Annotated in this window: 17 protein-coding genes; 7 read left to right on the forward strand and 10 right to left on the reverse strand. The window is 45.6% G+C overall.

What is annotated here, in order from left to right:
- Window positions 1-124: 124 nt before the first annotated feature.
- Complete coding sequence (locus KIT90_RS01465; RefSeq protein WP_009706266.1) at window positions 125-1,054, reverse strand: LysR family transcriptional regulator; 930 nt, start codon at window positions 1,052-1,054, stop codon at window positions 125-127.
- Between the two features lie 168 nt (window positions 1,055-1,222).
- On the opposite strand from KIT90_RS01465, the gene KIT90_RS01470 reads away from it, so the two are divergent.
- The 3 genes from KIT90_RS01470 (at window position 1,223) to KIT90_RS01480 (ending at window position 3,321) form a co-directional block, all read left to right on the forward strand.
- Window positions 1,223-1,717, forward strand: coding sequence for a hypothetical protein (locus KIT90_RS01470; RefSeq protein ID WP_009706267.1), 495 nt, complete (start codon window positions 1,223-1,225; stop codon window positions 1,715-1,717).
- Between the two features lie 3 nt (window positions 1,718-1,720).
- A complete protein-coding gene (locus KIT90_RS01475) occupies window positions 1,721-2,710 on the forward strand; it encodes an efflux RND transporter periplasmic adaptor subunit (protein WP_038895577.1) in 990 nt (329 codons plus the stop codon).
- 137 nt (window positions 2,711-2,847) lie between these two features.
- On the forward strand, window positions 2,848-3,321 hold the full coding sequence (locus KIT90_RS01480) for a peroxiredoxin (RefSeq protein ID WP_045380112.1): 474 nt from the start codon (window positions 2,848-2,850) through the stop codon (window positions 3,319-3,321).
- A gap of 70 nt (window positions 3,322-3,391) precedes the next feature.
- Here the strand turns inward: KIT90_RS01480 and KIT90_RS01485 are convergent, their stop codons facing one another.
- From KIT90_RS01485 to KIT90_RS01500, 4 genes are all read right to left on the reverse strand, one after another.
- The gene (locus tag KIT90_RS01485; protein WP_285374642.1) at window positions 3,392-4,096 is read right to left on the reverse strand and encodes a class I SAM-dependent methyltransferase; all 705 of its coding nucleotides are present in this window, start codon (window positions 4,094-4,096) and stop codon (window positions 3,392-3,394) included.
- A 198-nt stretch (window positions 4,097-4,294) separates the two neighbouring features.
- Window positions 4,295-4,702 carry an SPOR domain-containing protein gene (locus KIT90_RS01490; protein WP_199455284.1) on the reverse strand — a complete coding sequence of 136 codons (408 nt, stop codon included), beginning with the start codon at window positions 4,700-4,702 and terminating at the stop codon, window positions 4,295-4,297.
- 168 nt (window positions 4,703-4,870) lie between these two features.
- Window positions 4,871-6,817, reverse strand: coding sequence for a diguanylate cyclase (locus tag KIT90_RS01495; protein ID WP_285374646.1), 1,947 nt, complete (start codon window positions 6,815-6,817; stop codon window positions 4,871-4,873).
- Between the two features lie 294 nt (window positions 6,818-7,111).
- Entirely contained in the window at window positions 7,112-8,281 is a 1,170-nt protein-coding gene (locus tag KIT90_RS01500; RefSeq protein WP_285374649.1) for a D-alanyl-D-alanine carboxypeptidase family protein, read from the reverse strand.
- Between the two features lie 499 nt (window positions 8,282-8,780).
- Between KIT90_RS01500 and KIT90_RS01505 the strand changes: the two genes are divergently transcribed.
- Window positions 8,781-10,388, forward strand: a complete 1,608-nt coding sequence (locus KIT90_RS01505; RefSeq protein ID WP_005439125.1) for a BCCT family transporter — start codon at window positions 8,781-8,783, stop codon at window positions 10,386-10,388.
- Between the two features lie 170 nt (window positions 10,389-10,558).
- On the opposite strand, the gene KIT90_RS01510 is transcribed toward KIT90_RS01505, so the two are convergent.
- Window positions 10,559-11,521: an NAD(P)H-dependent oxidoreductase gene (locus tag KIT90_RS01510; RefSeq protein ID WP_285374651.1), complete on the reverse strand. Its 963-nt coding sequence runs from the start codon at window positions 11,519-11,521 to the stop codon at window positions 10,559-10,561.
- Window positions 11,522-11,653: 132 nt separating this feature from the next.
- Between KIT90_RS01510 and KIT90_RS01515 the strand changes: the two genes are divergently transcribed.
- A complete protein-coding gene (locus KIT90_RS01515) occupies window positions 11,654-12,553 on the forward strand; it encodes a LysR family transcriptional regulator (RefSeq protein ID WP_041056762.1) in 900 nt (299 codons plus the stop codon).
- Between the two features lie 54 nt (window positions 12,554-12,607).
- Here KIT90_RS01515 and yghU read toward each other — a convergent pair whose 3' ends face one another.
- Both yghU and KIT90_RS01525 read right to left on the reverse strand, forming a co-directional pair.
- Window positions 12,608-13,468: a glutathione-dependent disulfide-bond oxidoreductase gene (gene yghU / locus KIT90_RS01520; RefSeq protein WP_285374656.1), complete on the reverse strand. Its 861-nt coding sequence runs from the start codon at window positions 13,466-13,468 to the stop codon at window positions 12,608-12,610.
- Between the two features lie 216 nt (window positions 13,469-13,684).
- Entirely contained in the window at window positions 13,685-14,251 is a 567-nt protein-coding gene (locus tag KIT90_RS01525) for a TetR/AcrR family transcriptional regulator (protein WP_285374659.1), read from the reverse strand.
- Between the two features lie 99 nt (window positions 14,252-14,350).
- Here KIT90_RS01525 and KIT90_RS01530 point away from each other — a divergent pair, with 99 nt between their 5' ends.
- On the forward strand, window positions 14,351-14,893 hold the full coding sequence (locus KIT90_RS01530) for a dihydrofolate reductase family protein (protein ID WP_285374662.1): 543 nt from the start codon (window positions 14,351-14,353) through the stop codon (window positions 14,891-14,893).
- A 316-nt stretch (window positions 14,894-15,209) separates the two neighbouring features.
- Here the strand turns inward: KIT90_RS01530 and KIT90_RS01535 are convergent, their stop codons facing one another.
- Window positions 15,210-17,039, reverse strand: a complete 1,830-nt coding sequence (locus tag KIT90_RS01535; RefSeq protein WP_285374664.1) for a hypothetical protein — start codon at window positions 17,037-17,039, stop codon at window positions 15,210-15,212.
- A 500-nt stretch (window positions 17,040-17,539) separates the two neighbouring features.
- The gene (locus KIT90_RS01540) at window positions 17,540-18,259 is read right to left on the reverse strand and encodes a beta-ketoacyl-ACP reductase (protein ID WP_285374666.1); all 720 of its coding nucleotides are present in this window, start codon (window positions 18,257-18,259) and stop codon (window positions 17,540-17,542) included.
- Between the two features lie 440 nt (window positions 18,260-18,699).
- On the opposite strand from KIT90_RS01540, the gene KIT90_RS01545 reads away from it, so the two are divergent.
- Entirely contained in the window at window positions 18,700-20,184 is a 1,485-nt protein-coding gene (locus tag KIT90_RS01545) for a DUF1800 family protein (RefSeq protein ID WP_285374668.1), read from the forward strand.

A 20,184-nucleotide genomic window follows, 5' to 3' on the forward strand; every position in this document is an offset into this window, starting at 1 on the left:
GGTTCTCACACTTCGGAAAGCAAACCCCGCGATATACACAAATGTCCTTATCAAGTGTATGGATATGCATATAGTCTAGTTTGTTAATAAAGAGTCTGCTATGTGGTTTAGCGCAAAAATTGGCTTAAATTGAATGATTTATTACGAATTTCTCAGCAGCTAATAAACACTGCTCGCGTAGCCATTGATGGCTTGGGTCATTGGTGCGAGAGGGGTGCCAATACATCGCCACGTCGATCGGATCTTTCATGAACTCGGCTTCAAGCTCTCTGAGGTGATACAAATCTCTATATTGCTCCAGTAAGGTTTGTGGCATCAAAGCAAGATAATCACAGCGCTGTACCACTGGCAATATCTCGATAATACTTCCCGCCTGCCATGCCACTTGGCGCTTCCCTAAGATCTGCTCATTCTTGATGCCACGGCCAATCAAATATCCGTTTTGTTGGTCAAACTGAGAAAGGGTCACATGCTTCTCGTTAAGATACTCTTCTACGCTGATGGTATTGCCTTGTAACCGAGGGTGATCCTCTCGGCACACAACCGTGAGTTTATCGGACATCAAAATCTGTGAACGCAGATGCGGGTGTAAATTGGTCTGAGCTTCAATCACCAAATCGCACTGCTGTGACCTCAGCAAGCTGGTTAAGTCCATAGTAAAAAGCGGCTCAATCCGCGTGTTTGCCTTCGGTGCTTTTTCGTTAAGTAAGGCTGAAAGCTCTGGCAGCAAAGTAAAACTGAACACACTGAGTGAAGAGATCACAAAACGCTTATCGCACTCGGCAGGATTAAATCGCGAGTGCTCTGGCAACATATAAGCAATGCTTTCTACCGCCGTCGCTAATGTGGGATAGATATCAATGGCAAAGGCTGTTGGTGCCACGCCGTGGCTTTCTCGAATAAATAATGCATCCTTAAACACCTCACGAAGCCTGACTACCGCTTGGCTGACCGCTGATTGACTCACACCCAGACGTTGCGCCGCTTTGGTGTAACTCTTCTCTTCGACAATCGCCACGAAGGTCGGGATAAGACTGTAGTCTGAGTGCTTCATAGATTATGTGTTCTCGAATATTTCCATACTGATATGAGCTTAACTTATATCATATATAACTCAACTTATGACGTTTTTTCATACAATTCCGCGCATGTGATTACAAAAGACAAAACAATAATCACACGCTCAACGTTTTACCCTCACACATCGACAAAAGGTATAACTATGAACGTCATAAAAGCCATAGGTCGCGTTATCTTTGCGATTTTTATGGTGCTATTAAAGTTCTCACTATTCATGGCTCTCATGCTTGGTGGGGCTTACTTGCTTGCACCCATGGGCACGATCAATTCAAAAGACATTGATATGAGCTTGTTCACCAACACGCCCAACGACACCATGATGGTGATTTTCAACTCCGAATACTTCAGTGGTTATCTGTTCTCTGTCACCATAGCCCTTGCCCTTTTTGTCATCTATTTGCTGTGGCAGATCCATGAAGTTGCGGTTCACCGAGCTCAAGAAAAGAAAAGCTCTCATATCCAATTGGTGTTTGCCCTCTCCTTGTGCGGCTTGTTTCTTCACAAAGCGTGGTGGGTTCTGGCGCTGATCATTGCCTTCGCGAACTGGGAGCACATTGGCAACTCGCTGAGCAACATTATTCGCAATAGCCGTTTGTCGTCGCAACCACAAACACCTGCAAAAGTGACGGAGGAATAAGCCATGAAAGAGGTAATGATTCCGTACATTCTGATCATGTGGATTTTGGTCTCAACGGGTGCGATTAAGTGGACATTTAAAAGCGCGTTTTGGATCATCTCTGGAGGTGCATTCATTCTGGTGGTGTTAGGAATCCTCTCGCGTCTATGGGCTCCGGTTGATTTGACTTATTCATCGACGGTGAAAGCGCCCCACTCGGTGCTCTCTCCACTGTTTCGCGAGCAGATTGACCACATCTATGTCGACCACAACCAAGAAGTGAAGAAAGGCGATGTGATCTATACGCTCGTCGATACCACCTCTTTGGCAGACGTAGAAAAAATCAAAGCAGGCATTGTTCAACAAGAAGAAAACGTGGCTCAGTTAAAGCGCGATATTATTCGCGGTAAAACGTCACCAGAGATCTTCAAAGGACGTGACATTGAATACTACGAATCTCAACTTCGCGTAGCAGAAGCGTCGTTGAAGTCTTTGCATGCCGATTTGCAAAAGACCGAATTTGAACAAAGCCGTAAAACCGTTCGTGCGCCTTTCGACGGCCAAGTTGCAGTGGTGAACGTAGCCGATGGTAGCCGAGTCGGTAACATGCACATCTACGACACGTCGCGTAAATTCTTGGAGATGCGCATACCAGACCAAACCTACCGCTATGTTGAACAGGGTCAGTTTGCTGAGTTCTACGTCGATGCGTATCCAGGTGAAGTGTTCCGAGCTCGTGTTCACAGCATCACGGCGGGTACTGGAGAATCATCGGTCTCGCCATTGCAAGGCCCACAGAGCGTTCGTCAACACGTAGGCGCAAACACCAGTAGCCACGGCCGTACAGTGATTCTGGAAATTTTCGAACCAGAGGGCAAGTCCATCCCAATCGGTGCCACTGGCTCTGCATGGATTGCTGCAAATAAACCACACAGCCTATTTGGCTTCATTGATGTGATTGGCGCAGCAACGGTTCGACTTCACTCTTATAAGTCTTACCTTAACGCGATGTAGAGAATAAACAAACCGCCAACTTCGGCGGTTTGTTTTTATGAAGCCAATTAAGACCTTACATTTCTTCCGTGGTTAGCCCGCGGTTTTAGCGCTAGACTGAGTGAGCTAAATAAAGCATACACAAAAGGAAGAAAATCATGATTCAACAAGGTCAAGCACTGCCTGCTGCAACGCTAAGCGAACTGACTGCAGATGGTATGGTAAACCACCAAGTAACAGAGCTATTTGCAGATAAGAAAGTGGTTCTATTTGCGGTTCCAGGTGCATTTACTCCTACTTGTTCTGAAGCGCACCTGCCAGGTTACGTCGTATTGGCTGACCAACTAAAGGCAAAAGGCGTGGACCTGATTGCTTGTGTATCTGTTAACGATGCATTCGTAATGCAAGCTTGGGGTGAAGCACAAAACGCATCTGAGTTACTAATGCTGGGTGATGGTGACGCAAGCTTTACTAAAGCACTGGGCCTAGAAATGGATACCGGCGGTTTTGGTGGCATTCGTTCACAGCGTTACGCGATGATCATCGACAATGGTGTGGTTACGACACTAAACGTTGAAGAGCCAAAGACATTCGAAGCAAGCAAAGCGGAAACCATTCTCGCTGCACTTTAAGTTCAACGCTAAGATCACAAAACGGAAGCCTCTGCGCTTCCGTTTTTTCTATCTGAACTCACTGATTTTGCTAGCTCAGCGCCACACATTTAATGAAGATGAAGTTCGGGAACGTCGCCAAACGTTGGTAATGCTCCTGAGAGATTTCACGAATCTTTTCATTCACCTTACCTTCTGAAATCGCCAGCATCGCCATGTTACTACCCGTAATCGCATCGGTGATGTCTTGCAATGAGCGGCGGTAGAATGCCACAGGAACTGGTTCTCCTACCGTATTCCACATATCTTCAACCAGCTCTTTATCGTAGTAATTGCCCGAAGCCGAACATTCGAAATCGGCAAATGGATGATGGGTTGAAAAGACAAACTGACCACCGGCTTTTAGTACGCGCTGAATATCGTTAAACAAGGGACGAAGATCTTCAATGTAATGAACCATAAGCGGGCAAATGACCAAGTCGTACCGTCCGTCTGCCTCTTCTGGTAAACCGAGCGCCAAGTTTTGTGCATAAGCGGTGACCGAGCTACCAAGCTTTTCTTTTACGATATCTATCATCTCTTGAGCAGCGTCGATGCAGGTTACTGAGCTTGCGCCCAACTCAAGAAGAAGCTGCGCGTAAATACCAGAACCACAACCTAAATCCAGCACCTTTTTACCTGCCACATCACCGACTAGTTCAAGGGTGTTTGGACGCTCAAAATGCGCATTGTACAGGTTATCTTGCGCGGCTAAATCGTATTGCTTTGCGTAGGTGGTGTACATTTCTTGCTTCATGGTGACTCCGACAGAAAAAGTGGGATGCGAAGACTAGAAAATACCCGATAACAAGTAAAGTCAAAAGCGCGTTAGAAGCGTGATCTTGCGCGTACATTGAGGAAGATTGGCGATTGATGGTTGGGTTGAGCCTTTCCAACCGATGGCAAAGGCTCGATGTGTAACGATAAAGCGCTTATTGGAATGACAAGAACAGCACTAACGCATACGCACAACGCTGGTCTCTTGTTTGCGCTGCATCTCAGCAAACGTTAAGACGAACGGGGAAGATTGCTTAACTCGACTTGGTAATGAAGACAGTGCGTTGTAGGCGTCTTGCTTGGTTTTGAAATCCCCAACCGTCACTGTGTACCAACGTGTGCCACGGCTGTTTTTCCAGTTTACCCACACCGGATGTTTAGGGTCGATGTAGCGAATGTACTCTTTAACATCCTTTTCTTTCTTTAAGGCCAGCACTTGCATGGTGTAGTGATTTGGGTTGAGGTAGCCATAAGCGTCTTGCGATGACATCACACCCACACACTGCCCTGTTTCCATTGATTGATGCTGCGGCATCACACAGCCAGTAAGTGACATAGCCAAAGTCAAAGATAGAATCTTGCGCACGCGTAACTCCGTTTTTTGTTCTGAATGGTTCTCTTGAAGAGTGCTCTACATTGAGTAGGCGACCACCGACTCCAAAACATGAAACACAAAATAAAAACGGCAGATTGACCATATCAATCTGCCGTTTCGTTCTTTGTAATTTATCTATTTTCAGCGCAATTCTTAAAGCTACTGAGCCGCCTTTGGTTCTGGAAATACGACCTGATCCTTGCCATTACGTTTTGCCTCGTAGAGACTTTTATCTGCTCGGCGGAAGTATTCATCGTTGTAGGTGAAGGTTTCGATTAACCCGCCGTGACTGACACCAATAGACGTAGTGACATTCAAACTCGCTTCTTCTGTCTCAAACGAAACATCACCAATGTGTTGGCGCATTTCCTCAAGACGCTTGGCCAGATCCTCTGTGGTTTTCAACAACATTAAGAACTCTTCACCACCCCACCGAATCAGTAACTCTTGAGATTGAACATGAACTCTTAAACGTTCAGCAAAACCTTCTAGAATTCGATCTCCCGTTTCGTGTCCATACACATCGTTTACTTGTTTAAAGTTGTCGATATCAAACAACACCACTCGGTATTCCGCTTTGGCATCTAGGTGCTCAGGATGATCAATCTGCGCGTAGTAATAGCGTCGGTTGTGCAATTGAGTCAAAGGATCAAGCAACGAGAGCTGCTCTAATTCTTGGTTTTTGCGCTGCGTGGCTAGCACTTTCGTCACCGTCAGCGCCAGTACCACTGCTGAAATCGCAATCCAGATAATCGCAATCTGAAAGCGCAGTTTCTCTTGGTCCAACTCGGATTCTGCCAAGCGCTTTTCGACTTCCAACAAATCTCTTTCTCGTTGGATATGCTCCGTCGCAAATGCCTGTTCTAAGTCATACACTTTTCCCAACAACTGCTTTTTGCTGTCGACGGAAAAGTGTTTAAACGAACTCAGCGCTTGTTCGTATTCACCCAGTTGTTCAAATATCTTCGCCTTTTGTTCTTCTACTCGAATCAACCAGCGTTGATGCTCGATTGAGCGAAAAGCCGCAGCGCTCAAAGCCGCACTCTGCATGGCTTTGTCTAAATCTCCCATCGCCAGTTGGCATTTGGACATAATCAAATAGCACTGGCCATATTCAATGGGATAATCCGCCGCTGAAGGCAACATCACACATTGTTGAGTCGTCTCCAACGCTTTCGGGTATTGCTCTTCCAGCAGCAACATATCTGCTTTGCCTTTCAACTGAATAAGATGATGACGCAGATTGGTTGACGTAGGTTTGTAGAACTCTTGCGACTTCTCATAAGCCGTGCGAGCCAATTCGGCTTTACCTTGTCGATTGTAGATATGCGCCTCATTGAGATACATAATCTGCAATCCTCTGGCTTTGTGCCCTTTGGCATGGCGCTTGAGGTAAATTTGCTGCGCTTTTTGAATGAACTCTAATGCTCTATCCCAGCTTTCGATGTGCAGATAAAGCAGACCAAGGTTATTGTAAATCGTACCTTTGTAAGCCTCTTGCCCAACTTGTTCAGCGATATCAATGCCATCAAGGAAGTAACGTTGGGCATCCACCAGCTGGTTTGTCGCATTACTCAACGCGCCTGCGACGTTATAAAACTTGGGCAAAAGCGAGTTGAGGTGCTCTTTCTCCGCTATTTCGATAGCGAGTTTTATTTCGCTCAAGCCAACATCATTTCGGCCGTGCAAGGTGTGCTCTTTCGCACTGTCTGCTAGCAACACGGCATCAAGCCATGGTTGATCGCTCTCTCGGGCAATGGCTTGAAGTTGTTGAAGGTAGTCGGCCGCCAATAGAGGCTCATCATTCACACGAGCCAATCGATATTGCTGATACAAGGCATAGGAGGTTTCGAGCTCAGACGAAAAGGCATTCCCGACCGCTTCCAACGCTTGTTGCGCACTTTCAGGATCACTGTAAATAAGCGAACTCACATCGAGTAGCGCTTGTCCTTGAGCTGTTTTAGCAAGCAAAATTTGAGGATCTTGACTGACAGTTTGTTTGATATGTTCACTTGGCGAATCCTTACGCCAGTAATCGTGCAAAGCGAAAGCGACCACTACCCAAAGCAGCGCCGCTAACAAGGTGACAACATAGCTTTTTCTCACGAGGTATTACGTTCCATCTCGATTGTATTTAGATTTTTCTTTTTAGAAGCATCTGATTTATAAGAAAACCATAGCATTAATCAAATGCATTCCCAAGCATGCATAAGAATCGATATTTATATGAATGTCACGTTTAAGCCCATGGTTAGGCAAATGCTCTAATGGCAAGTTTTATTGCCATTTGTGTATGTTCTTCTGTGGAGTCAGGAAGAGAAAGGGCTGAGCTTGAGAGGAAAATGAAAAAGCCGCACCTGAAACTCAAATGCGGCTTAAATAGAATAGGATTAAGAGAAGTTAGAACCAGCTCGTAACCAAGCGTTTGAACCAATCCATTAGGCGCTTAAAGATGCCGCCTTCTTCAACTGGTTCAAGCGCAACCAATTCCGCTTCTTTGACTACGTCGCCATCGACTTTGTACAACACTTTGCCGACAACTTGGTCTTGCTGAATTGGAGCCATTAGGTCGCCATTGTATTCCACTTCGGCTTCCAGCTTGTTCACATCACCTTTTGGCAACGTTAGGTAAATATCACGATCAACACCGACTTTTAGCTCGTCTTGGTTACCCATCCAAACGCGTGCCGTTGCCACTTCTTTACCTGCTTGCGTTGGAACAACGGTATCGAAGAAACGGAAACCGTAGCTCAGAAGCTGTTTGCTCTCTGATTCACGCACGCTAGGGCTTTTCGCACCCATCACAACCGCAACTAAACGCATGTCACCGTTGGTTGCCGAGGTCGCGAGACTGTAACCCGCGCCGCTGGTGTAACCCGTCTTCATGCCGTCAACGCTCATGCTTCGGTCACGTAGCAAGCCGTTACGGTTGTATTGAGTGATGCCGTTGTAGGTAAACGAAGTCTCGCTGTACAACGGATAGATATCTGGAAGATCACGGATAATCGCACGGCCTAGCGTTGCAATGTCACGCGGCGTTGAATACAGACCATCGCTATCCAAACCATGTGGGTTGGTAAATGCAGAGTTTGATAGACCAAGTTGGTTCGCCCAGCTGTTCATCAAACCAACAAAGCCCGCTTCACTACCTGCAACGTGTTCTGCGATAGCAACACTGGCGTCGTTACCCGATTGAACAATCAATCCACGGTAAAGATCCGACAGTGAAACCGACGTGCCGACTTCGATAAACATCTTGGAAGAATCAGGGAAGTTTTTCGCCCACGCGTTGCGGCTGATCACCACTTCATCGTCTAGGCTAATGTTGCCAGACTTGACCTCTTGACCCGCAACATAAGCGGTCATCAGCTTAGTCAAACTTGCCGGGTTTAGGCGTTTGTCGGCATCACGTTCCACTAGCACGGTGCCAGTGTGGTAATCCATTAATACGTAGCCACGAGAGCTCAGCTCTGGGGCATTTGGAACAACGGTAGGAGCAGCAAAACTAAACGCAGAAACAGCAGTCAAGGTGATCGCTAACGTAGCATTGAATAAAGTGTTTTTTCTCATAGCAGCATTCTGTGGCTTACAACTTACAAACTAAGTCGAGTATATGGAAACGCTGTTCAGTTACAGCACCTCTGTTACGATTGGTTACGTTTACTCGATATTTGTCGAAAAGAATGCGAAGTTCGTTGGAATTTGTGCTTATTCGTTAACCAATCCCTTGAAATCATGATTTTTGATTAGCCCTAGTTCAGCGCTTGCGTTCTTTGGAGCCTTACTAAACTTCAGTCGCGCGTCACGCTGCCACTTTTGGTCAAACAATCTTCGCTAACACCAAACGAATATTTACACATCAAAACATTACACCTCATTGTATTTTTCACTAAAAACCTGACTTACAACCAGTTTAAAAGCCTTAAAACTCTATCGATTTGCAATGTTTTACACAAAACATTATGATCACGTCGCATTTTTTAATTAGAACTCAAAACAATCGGAGGGCGGTTTTAGTGTTTTTCTTGTTCAGGAAAGACACATTTAAAAAAGCGTACATGTTGTATTTATGGATAATGCACTAAAAAAATATAGTATCGACACTACCGACTATCAGGTTGGTCAAGATAACGTTCAAAAATGGGGATTTGATATCCACAATCCAGTATTTGGGATTAGTGCTGGTCTTGTTCTTCTCTGTCTTGCTTCTCTTTTAATTGTTGATCCTTCAACAGCCCGTGATGCCTTAAACGGCGTTAAGAACAGCATCATTTCTGACTTCGATGTGTTCTTCATGTGGTCTACTAACTTCTTCATCGTATTTGCTATCGCTGTCTTACTTTCACCGCTGGGTAAAATCCGCATTGGTGGTAAAGACGCGCAAGCAGAACACTCAACAGCCTCTTGGTTATCTATGCTGTTCGCTGCGGGTATGGGTATCGGTCTGCTATTTTGGAGTGTTTCGGAACCAACGGCTTACTTTACTGATTGGTATGGCACACCACTGAACGTAGAACCTTACACCGAGGAAGCAAAATCACTCGCTATGGGTGCAACCATGTTCCACTGGGGCATTCACGGTTGGGCGATTTACGCCATCGTTGCACTTTCACTGGCTTTCTTTGCCTTCAATAAAGGCTTACCACTTTCTTTGCGCTCTGCGTTCTACCCACTATTTGGTGATAGAGCTTGGGGCTGGTTAGGTCACGTCATCGACATTCTTGCGGTACTTTCAACCCTGTTTGGCCTAGCAACTTCGCTTGGCTTGGGTGCACAACAAGCCACCAGTGGCATCAACCATGTATTTGGTTTGGATGGCGGCATTGGCATGCAAATGATCGTAATCGCGTTCGTGACCTTTATTGCGGTTCTTTCTGTTGTTCGAGGCATCGACGGCGGCGTTAAGCTATTAAGTAACATCAACATGGCAGTGGCATTTGCCCTACTTGCTTTCGTGTTGTTCATTAGCTTTGATGTAGCGACAACCTCTATCTGGGATACGACCGTCGCTTACGCAAAAGACATCTTCGCGCTAAGTAACCCACATGGTCGTGATGATACGGAATGGATGCACGGCTGGACTGTGTTCTACTGGGCATGGTGGGTATCTTGGTCACCATTTGTTGGTATGTTTATCGCACGTGTATCAAAAGGTCGTACCGTTCGTGAATTCCTATTTGCCGTTATCGTTATTCCAACCACAGTGACACTGATTTGGATGGCTGTATTTGGCGGTATCGCACTTGATCAAGTCGTCAATAAAGTGGGCGAACTGGGTGCGAACGGCCTGACAGATATCTCGCTAACGCTGTTCCACGTTTACGATGCAATGCCGTTTAGCTCTGTGATTTCAGTTCTGTCTATCGTTCTAATTTTGGTGTTCTTTATCACTTCATCAGACTCAGGTTCATTGGTTATCGATAGCATCACGGCTGGCGGTAAAATTGATGCGCCTGTACCACAACGTATTTTCTGGGCGTGTATTGAAGGCTCTATCGCCGCGGTCATGCTTTGGATCGGTGGTAAAGAAGCACTGCAAGCGCTTCAATCCGGCGTCGTGGCAACAGGCTTGCCATTCACCTTTGTTCTATTGCTGATGTGTGTCAGTTTGATCAAAGGTTTGAGATCAGAATTGCCTGCTTATCAAAACACCGCACAGAAACAATCTGTCGCTTAGTAAAAGCTGTAGAGCATCAAGATGAGAAACGAGCGTCCATTTGGCGCTCGTTTTTTTATCCGCGTCATTGCCTGTATTGGTGAGTCAGTAAGTTAAGTTCTTACACATAAAAAAGCCCCAAGCACAAAGGCTTGGGGCAAATAAAGCAATGAGTTATCGGTCAAGGGTAGCTAACTCACCACTGGAACAACGTTGTATTCATGAATGGTTATGGGGCCTGCTTCCTCAATCGAAACTTGCCACGTCTCGTTAACGGTTAAGTTAACGGCTTCACCTTTCATCATCGAATCTTCATAACTGTCTGCTGTTAATCGAATACGCAGTTCCACTTGGAAACGATCACCAATTGGCTTCACTTCGATCTGCTGAACGTCGTGATCACAGTTTGGTTTGAAGGTCGCACGAGCAATCGCATACCAATCTCGGAAACCGTCATGCCCTAAGAATTCACCCTCTGGCATCGACCATTTCACATCTTGTGCTAGCTTATCGGTAAAGAACTCAGTGTCTTCTTCCAGTACATCGAACTTGGCAAACCACTCTTCAACAAACTTCTGCATACGACTTTCTGGTGAAGCCGTGCTCTCCTCAATCTGCGCCAACAAACGGCTCGCATGATCTTTTGCTCGTGCTTGCACCTCTTCCAATTTGTTGTACACATTTGGAATGTAAACCATGCGGTGCGTATAAATTGGCTTGCGGTAGTTCATGCCGGCCAAGTAAGCGGTTTGTTGGAATGGGTAAACAAACTGCTCAACAGTAAAGTGGTTGTAGCCAAGTGGGTCGTAAGACTCTTCAGGGCCACCTACCGTAAAGGAAAGAATGAAATCTTTGCCTTTTAACTTGTCGCCTTCTGGGCCGTAAGCGAAGTTGAAATTGAATACATCATCTACCCACTTTTTCAGTAAGGCTGGCGACGAGTACCAGTAGAATGGAAATTGAAGCACAACCACATCCGCACTCACGAGCGCCGCTTGCTCTGCTTCAACATCAATTTGATAGTTCGGGTACAGAGTATCTAGGCGGCGAACTTCAACATCATTCAGTCCCGCTTTTAGCTCGTCTATGATAACGGTGTTTGTGTATGACTCATCTAGGTTTGGGTGGCCTGAAATTACCAGTACTTTGCTCATCGTGATTCCTCTGTTTCGAAGCGTTAACCGATGAGTAGAGAATACGCCGAAGTGACCTTTAGTTTTAGACGCTCTTTACTTAAATCATTATTAGGTAGAAACTAAAGATAAACACATCACTCGGGAAAAGGCATGAACGGCACGACCTACAACCAACTAATGATGTTCCATACCATTGCGCAAGAAGGCAGCATCACCGCCGCAGCACGTAAATTAGAGATCGCCCCACCCTCGGTGAGCCAAGCACTAAAGATGCTAGAAGAGCAACTCGGCTTGCCCCTGTTTACGCGTACCACTCGCCGCATTGAGTTAACAGAAGCGGGGCAGTTGCTCTATGAACGCACATTAGCGTCGATGTCAGAGTTAAACCTTGCCGTCGAAAGCGTCAGCGATTTGAGTCGAGTCCCTTCGGGCAAAGTCCGTATTACCGTTCCTCGATTCGTGTATCAATCGCTACTCAAACCCATCTATATTGAGTTCTGCCAACGTTATCCAAGCATTCAATTGGAGATTTCTGTTTCTGACAAAGCCATCGACATCATTCGTGACGGCTTTGATATGGGCATCCGCTTTGGTGACCGAGTAGAAGAAGGCATGATTGCACGCCAGCTAACACTCCCAGTGAAAGAAGCGTTATTCGCCTCACCGGGCTATGTTGAGCAATATGGCTTACCCAAAACACCCGATGACTTGAAGCAACACAAACTGATTCAGTACCGATTTATTTCGTCGAACCAAGTCGCTCCACTGAATCTAAACAACCAAGGCGAGACCATTACCGTCAACATGCCAACTGCCCTCATTGTGAATGATACAGATGTGATGATAGACGCGGCGCACAACGGCTTGGGGATCGGGCGTATCGTGACGCCAATGGTCGAAGAAGGCTTTAAGAAAGGTGAAATCGTGCCTGTGCTTGAAGAATACTGGCAGCCCTACTCGGGTTTGTATGTTTACTTTCACAAGAATACTCAGAAGGCGAAGCGTGTCCGCGTGCTCATTGACTTCTTACTTGAGAAAGCTGAGCTTTAGTACAACAAAAAAGGAATGCCGAGGCATTCCTTTTTACTGATTCAGAAAGGGCAATTATTCAGGCTTCTTCGCCAGAGCCGCATCAATGTCTGCTGCGCTGTGACGCTCTGCCACTTGCTCCCACTCTTCACCCCATGCGCGGTTAACAATGCGACCACGTTTTACCGCTTCACGCTCATCAATCGCTTTCGCCCAACGCACAACGTTTTTGTAGCTTGCTACGTCTAAGAATTCAGCCGCATCGTAAGCACGACCCAATACAAGGTTGCCGTACCAAGGCCAAGTTGCGATATCAGCAATGCTGTACTCATCGCCACCTAGGAATTCATTGTTTGCAAGACGCTTGTCGAGTACGTCTAGCTGACGTTTTGTTTCCATCGTGAAGCGGTTGATTGGATATTCGAACTTCTCTGGTGCGTACGCGTAAAAGTGACCAAAACCACCGCCTAGGTATGGCGCAGAACCTTGAAGCCAGAACAACCAGTTCATTACCTCAGCACGCTTCGCGCCTTCTTTTGGTAGGAAGCGACCAAACTTCTCTGCTAGGTAAAACAAGATGTTGCCAGATTCGAACACGTTCACTGGCTCAGCACCTGAACGGTCTACCAACGCAGGAATCTTCGAGTTCGGGTTAACGGACACAAAGCCAGAACCAAACTGGTCGCCATCACCAATCTTAATTAGGTATGCATCGTATTCTGCTGCTGTTACGCCTGCCGCCAAAAGCTCTTCAAACATGATCGTCACTTTTTGACCATTTGGTGTACCCATTGAGTAAAGTTGGAATGGGTGCTCACCAATTGGAAGCTCTTGCTCATGACGTGCGCCAGAATCCGGACGGTTGATGCTCGCCCACTGACCGCCGTTTTCATTATCGTTTGTCCAAACTTTTGGTGGAATGTATTCGTTAGTCATTGTTATCCCTTATTGTGTTTGAATGCATCTTCAAACTGACGGCTTTTGCGCGCCAGCAAGCATTATTAAAATCACCACTTCGCCAACTGCGATTGGGCATACTCAAGATATTAGGTCGAATTCGCCAAATAAAAGTCCTGCAATCTCTTTTAGTTAGAACCTTTGGTTATGGGAATTTCTTTCACGCTATAAGTAAAAAGTACACGTTAATGTGAACTAGGTTCGAGATGCCAATAACGAAGAACAGATCAGATTCAACGGCCCATCCATCATCTCCGTCTTAATCAAGCTCGCATCGTGGCAACAACTGATCGAGAACGCGAACCCATGTAGATAATCTGCCAATAGATCCAAACTGTCTTTCTCCACTTGCGGAGACAATGCCAAAGGCTGAACAATGATTTGATAACGCTCGGTAAACACTTGAGCAGGGCCATGAGATGTCATACTCAACATGGTTTGTAGTAACCCGTTGTACTCACGCAGCAGTTCAATGTAGCTAACACATAAGCTTTTGAGTTCACCTTGCCAATCTTCATTCACTTTCGGTTGATAAATTTCTTCCACTAGCGATGTGGTTAGCGCTTCAAGCAACGCATTCTTGTTTTTGAAGTAGTGATAGATCGCCATAGGATCCACATTTAGTTGCGTCGCTAACGAGCGAATACTTGGTACCTTGCCATCCTTTTTCATCAATGACTTAGCTGTATCTAGGATGTTTTCTGCGCTTAACTGCGACTGCTTGGCGGCTGGTCTCCCGCGCTTCTTTTCGTTGACAGACATTTGATCTTCTCGATAAACTCAGAATTATTCTACATTGTAGAATTAATTTTAAACCATACTTTAGCTTGGCTCAAGCATCACCATTTTGATGAGGTACTCATGGCAAATATCGTATTTATTGCAACCAGTCTGGACGGTTACATCGCAGATAAGCAGGGCAAACTTGACTGGCTACATTCAGTACCAAATCCAGACAACATTGATACTGGCTTCTTCTCACTGATGGAGCGTATTGATGGCTTGGTAATGGGACGCAACACCCTAGATGTCGTGCTGGGCTTTGATTGCGATTGGCCTTACAGCAAACCTGTGTTTGTACTCAGCAATACCATGACAGAAGTGCCACAAGGCTACGAAGACAAAGTCTTTCTAGTAAAAGGAGAGCTAAAAGATGTGCTTGCGGAGCTAAACGCAAAAGGCTTTAACGACCTTTACATCGACGGCGGTGTAACGATTCAGAACTTCCTGAAAGAAGATCTTATCGATGAAATGGTGATCACGCGCTTCCCTATCCTACTTGGCGGCGGCGCCCCCCTATTTGGCGACTTAGAACAACCGCTGAACTTCAAACTCACCAAAAACGAAGTTGTTTTGGATACCTTAGTTCAAACCACTTACGTACGTGAAAGGTGTTCTACTTAGGTAATTTGAACAAAAGAAAAACGCCCTTCATGGAGATATGAAGGGCGTTTTTTATTCAAATTGTTCAGGCTTAGTAAAGCTCGATTTTGGACAATTATTAGAAATCGAGTTTGCTTAATTAGCAAGTCATGAATGAGTGTAGGTATGACAATTTGTTGTGACGTGCTAGTGCGATAAATAAAATCGCACTAGCAGAAATTTTGATTTGTTTAAATACGCAATAATTGCTATTACACTAAATGATGACTTGAATGAAAGCCCGAATTCAGAGATTAAGTGTGATACTTAATGGATAGCATTTAGGAGTAACTTCAGTTTAATAAAAATAAACTGGTCTAGAGTCGTCCCCCTGACCATCTGAATTATCCGCACTCCAATAATGCGGCGCCCCCACAGCCAATGCCTTACCATCTGACGACAAGGCGACGGCACCACCAAAATAGTTAAATTCATGAGTGTTAGAGGCCTTTAGGTAGGCTTCCTGAGTCCATTTAGAATCACTGTAACGAAAGAGATAGGCAGCTCCAGACGCGCGAAAATCATTGTTTTCTTGATCCTCAGAATTTACCCCCACACCACCTGAATTCTCGTAAGGCACTCCCACAGCCAATGCCTTGCCATCTGAGGATAAGGCGATGTTCGAACCAAAATAGCGACCGACATCAGTGTTAGATGCCTTTATGTAGGCTTCCTGAGTCCATATAGAATCACTGAAACGAAAGATATAAAGCGCACCAGTGTAGCGAGCATTATTGTTTGATAGAGCCTCAACGTAGACCCCCGAACCATCTGAACTCTCGCCAGATGCCCCCGCTGCTAACGTATTTCCATCAGATGATAAGGCGACGGAACCACCAAAATGGTCCCCTACACCAGCATTGGAGGCCTTTAAGTAAGCTTCCTGAGTCCATTTAGAATCACTGTAACGGAAGAGATAAACTGCTCCAGACTTGAGAGCATTGTCGTTTTCTTGAGCTCCAGAATTTACACCCGTACCATCTGAACTTTCGCCAGATGCACCTACAGCTAGAGTATTACCATCTGATGATAAAGCGACGGAACCACCAAAAAAGTCATGTTCACCCGTGTTGGAGGCCTTTATGTAGGCTTCCTGAGTCCATGAAGAATCACTGTAACGAAATAGATAAACCGCACCAGAATCACGAGCACCTATATCCCATACCACTTCAGAGTTGATTCCCACACCATCTGAACTCTCGCGACTCGCCCCAACAGCTAGCGTATTGCCATCTGCTGACAAGGAAATGTCACCACCAAACCAGTGACCTAAACTAGCATGAGAGGACTTTATATAAGCTTCCTGAGTCCATTCAGAATCATTGTAACGGAAGATATAAACCGCTCCAGAGTCCTCGCCATAGTTGTCTGCTTGCTCTCCAGAGTTTACCCCAAGACCATTTGAATCCTCACCATGCGCCCCTACAGCCAGCGTATTGCCATCTGATGATAAGGAAATGGCACCACCAAAAGCGTCACCTTCACCAGCATTGGAGGCCTTTAGGTAAGCTTCCTGAGTCCATTTATAATCACTGTAGCGGAAGATATAAACCGCTCCAGAGTGGCTAGCATCATTATTTGCTTGAGCCTCAGAGTTCACCCCTGTACCATTTGAATCCTCGCCAGTCGCCCCCACAGCTAGCGTATTACCATCTGATGACAAAGCGATGGAAATACCAAAATCGTCATCTTTGACAGTGTTAGAGGCATCTATGTGTTGAATGAGAGGCGTTAACTCTTGAGGCCCCAGAAACCTTTCATTGGATGCGATTTCTCCAAAAGAATTCTTTGCAATGACAAAATATTCCGATGTTAAGTGTTTGATAACACCAATACCATTAACGATGGCACTCGTCGTCGTAGTTATTTCAAGCACATCACATGATTTTGGCTTTGATAGATCTTTTCTACACAGTGAATATTCGGTAGCGTTATCAGAAGCCTCCCATGTAAAAGTTGTTGCCTTATCACTGCTTGATGCTGTGATTGTAGTTAGGTTAAATGCTAAAGGCTTTGCATGAGCACTTGTATCATCTTTCGAATTAGCACTTGTATCATCAGTTCCACAACCGGCCAACATCAACGCAACAGATAACGTTATTAATCTTTTTTTATTTGATAGAAACATAAAGCCATTTTTTAATTAATTAGTTAATTTAGTAAGTTAACATAAAATTGACAATAAATAATACCAATAGTAATCAATACCCGGTCAATTTAGTGAGGTATTCATTATTCCTAACATGACAACTGTGCGAGTTTACGATCAAATATAACCCTCAAACCGTCTAAAACGCTCTAAGTTGATATTTGGGACACTTGTTTAAGGTTATATATCACCATAATACTTTGAAATTTTGTGGCCCTTTCAGAGCGATTTACAGGGTACAAGTCAGCAAATTAATTCGAGGTAAGTACGGCAATCTGACAGCCATTTTGCGTACTTTATGAGCTTTAGATGTTAGATTAGTTATATTTGGTCAAAACCCACCCGACCGAGAACGTGGGCTTTTTGGCGAAACTAACAATGGGGCAACTGTTAACGAACAACTCAATTAACTCCTCCCAAACAAAAACGCCCTTCACATAACTAAAGGGCATTTGTTATTTGAGGCTACGTATTGAAGGTTAAAGCACTAACCCACCGTCAATCTTGAGCACTTGGCCTGTGATGTAGGCGCTCTTGTCGGAGGTGAGGAAGGAGACGCCATTGGCGATGTCTTGCACTGAGCCCATTCGGCCTAATGGGGTTTTGCCTTCCATCATTTGAATCACTTTTTCTGGCAGGTTCTTGGTCATATCGGTGGCGATAAAGCCTGGTGCAACGCAATTGACGCGGATTTGTGCGCCTTTTCTTGATAGCTCTTTCGCCCAGCCTTTGCTCATTGAAATAACACCGCCTTTACTTGCTCCGTAGTTGCTCTGGCCTATGTTGCCATCCGTCCCCACGATAGAAGAAATACTGACAATACTGCCTGCGCCTTGCTCTAGCATGACAGGGGCAACGCGCTGGGTGAGTAAGAACACCGCTTTTAGGTTCACGTCGATAACGCTGTCCCAATCGTGCTCTAACATCTCTGGCAACAGTGCATCGCGAGTGATGCCCGCGTTGTTAACCAGCGCATCGATTCTTCCATGCTGCGCTACGATACTTTCTACCACTTCGCTGACGGCTGCGGCATCACACAAGTTGACTTGATAACTGCTTAGCTGCGCCGACTGGCTCCATTCCACGGGCGATATGTCTAGCCCGACAACGTGGAATCCATCCTCCAGTAATTGCTCACAAATCGCTTGGCCAATACCACGAGCCGCACCAGTGACTACTGCTACTTTTTCCGGTTTCATCTTGGTCTTCCTTAAATGTTGAGATTACAAATTCGCTTGTATCCCTAGCGTTTTTTGTTTTTATGCCTAGTCGCGTTACAGCTGCGCTTCTCATACGCAGGGTCTTTCATATCTTATAAAAACTATAGAAACAGTCTGGGAGTCGGATGTGAACTAATCAAGACAACTTGATGATGGTTTGCCAAATAGTTCGTTTCCGTCACCGTTCTGCCGATCAGCCTGTGCAACAAATGCGCTTTTTGTTGAATAACTCGCCTTTCATTTAAAGCTCAGACGAATAATTTTTAGATTAGGCAGCAAAGTCACATTAAACCTGTGGGTATTACATTCTTGATATCAAAAATCTGGATTACGATTTTAAAGATACAGCGTGTTTTTAAATATGGACATGAAAAGAGACGCCTTACCTGACAAAGATAAGAATACCTACGGGAGATAAAATGAATCAGGCTTACATAGACGCAGCAAGAACGCTGCAACAATGCACGTTCGGGGGTTCCCAGCGTGACATTAATGACCTTGTTCAATCAGGAAGCATTGAAAACTGGGTTGCTCAACAAACACTTATTCCCTCTTCTTCTTGGCTGACGCACTTTGAGCAAGATGAGCTTAACGTACCCGACTTAGGGCAAGGCTTGTATTACGCCAGCAGTTGGACGCGCATGACGGTAGAAGGGCAAGACATTCTGCGCCAACGCATCGCATATACCCTCTCTCAACTGTTTGTGGTGAGCGTGAAAGATCCAGCGTTCAGTGCCTCCTCTAAGCGTCGCTACATGTGCCAATACTTTGATGGGTTGCTCGACAACGCTTTTGCTAACTTCCGAGATGTGATTCGTTTTGTGTCGACCTCACCAATCATGGGTGAATATCTGACCTTCGTAAACAACGTTTCTAATGAGCTCACTGCCCCAGATGAAAACTACGCACGAGAGCTGTTACAGCTGTTCACGCTTGGCCCAGTCAAACTGCGTAATAACGGTGAAGTACGTTTGGATGCCGAAGGTAACGAAGTTGCATCATACACCCAAGAAGACATAGAAGAACTGGCTCGTGTCTTTACAGGTTGGAAATTCATCGACATTCGCGGTAACGACAAATACAGCCAGCCGATGGAACCGCGTGGCGAACACGACATGGGTGAAAAACGCATTCTTGGTAAGAAATTCCCTGCCGGCGTAAGCGCGGTAGATGAACTCGAAGCCGTGATTGAACTCTTGATGAACCAAAACACGCTTTACACCTTTGTCACCAAGTTCTTCATCAATAAGCTTGTAACCAGCAACCCTAGAGCGGGCTACGTTCGCCGTGTGCGCCGCGCATTCAAGCGCTCCGATGGCGATATGCAAACGCTAGTGATCGCGATTTTAACCGACAAAGACGCTCTGCGTTCTGGTAACACAGTAGGTAAACTGCGTGACCCACTGTCTGTATTTACGCATGCGATGCGCGCGCTACAAGTGAAGCGACGTGACGGTGTGATGATGTGGCCTAAGCAGTTCAACTGGTATAACCGAACGCTGCCTCTGTCTGCCCCTTCTGTGTTCTATTACTACCAACCGGATGATGCGCCCAACCACCCTGATTTTAATGGTCTTGTTGCACCCGAGTTCAATGTTTATCAATGGCACGACATCTATCAATACGGCATTCAATTTCGCGAGTTAATCGCTCGATTTGAAGAAGAAGCCAAAGATTGGTACATGGATGAAGCGCTATTCACCCGTTACCTTGCTTTTGATGACGAAGGCGTTGTGGATTACCTCAACGAGCATTTGTTTGCGTACCAAATGAGTGAGCAAGCACGTCAATGCTATCTCGATTACCTCGCTCAGTGCCCAAGTCGCCAATCTAAATGGCGTAAAGAGATCAAGAATCTCGTTATGAACGCACTGCTTTCACCAGAATTCATTACACAGGGGTAA

Origin of the sequence: Vibrio sp. B172a (assembly GCF_030248355.1) — a bacterium.
GTDB lineage: Bacteria > Pseudomonadota > Gammaproteobacteria > Enterobacterales > Vibrionaceae > Vibrio > Vibrio owensii.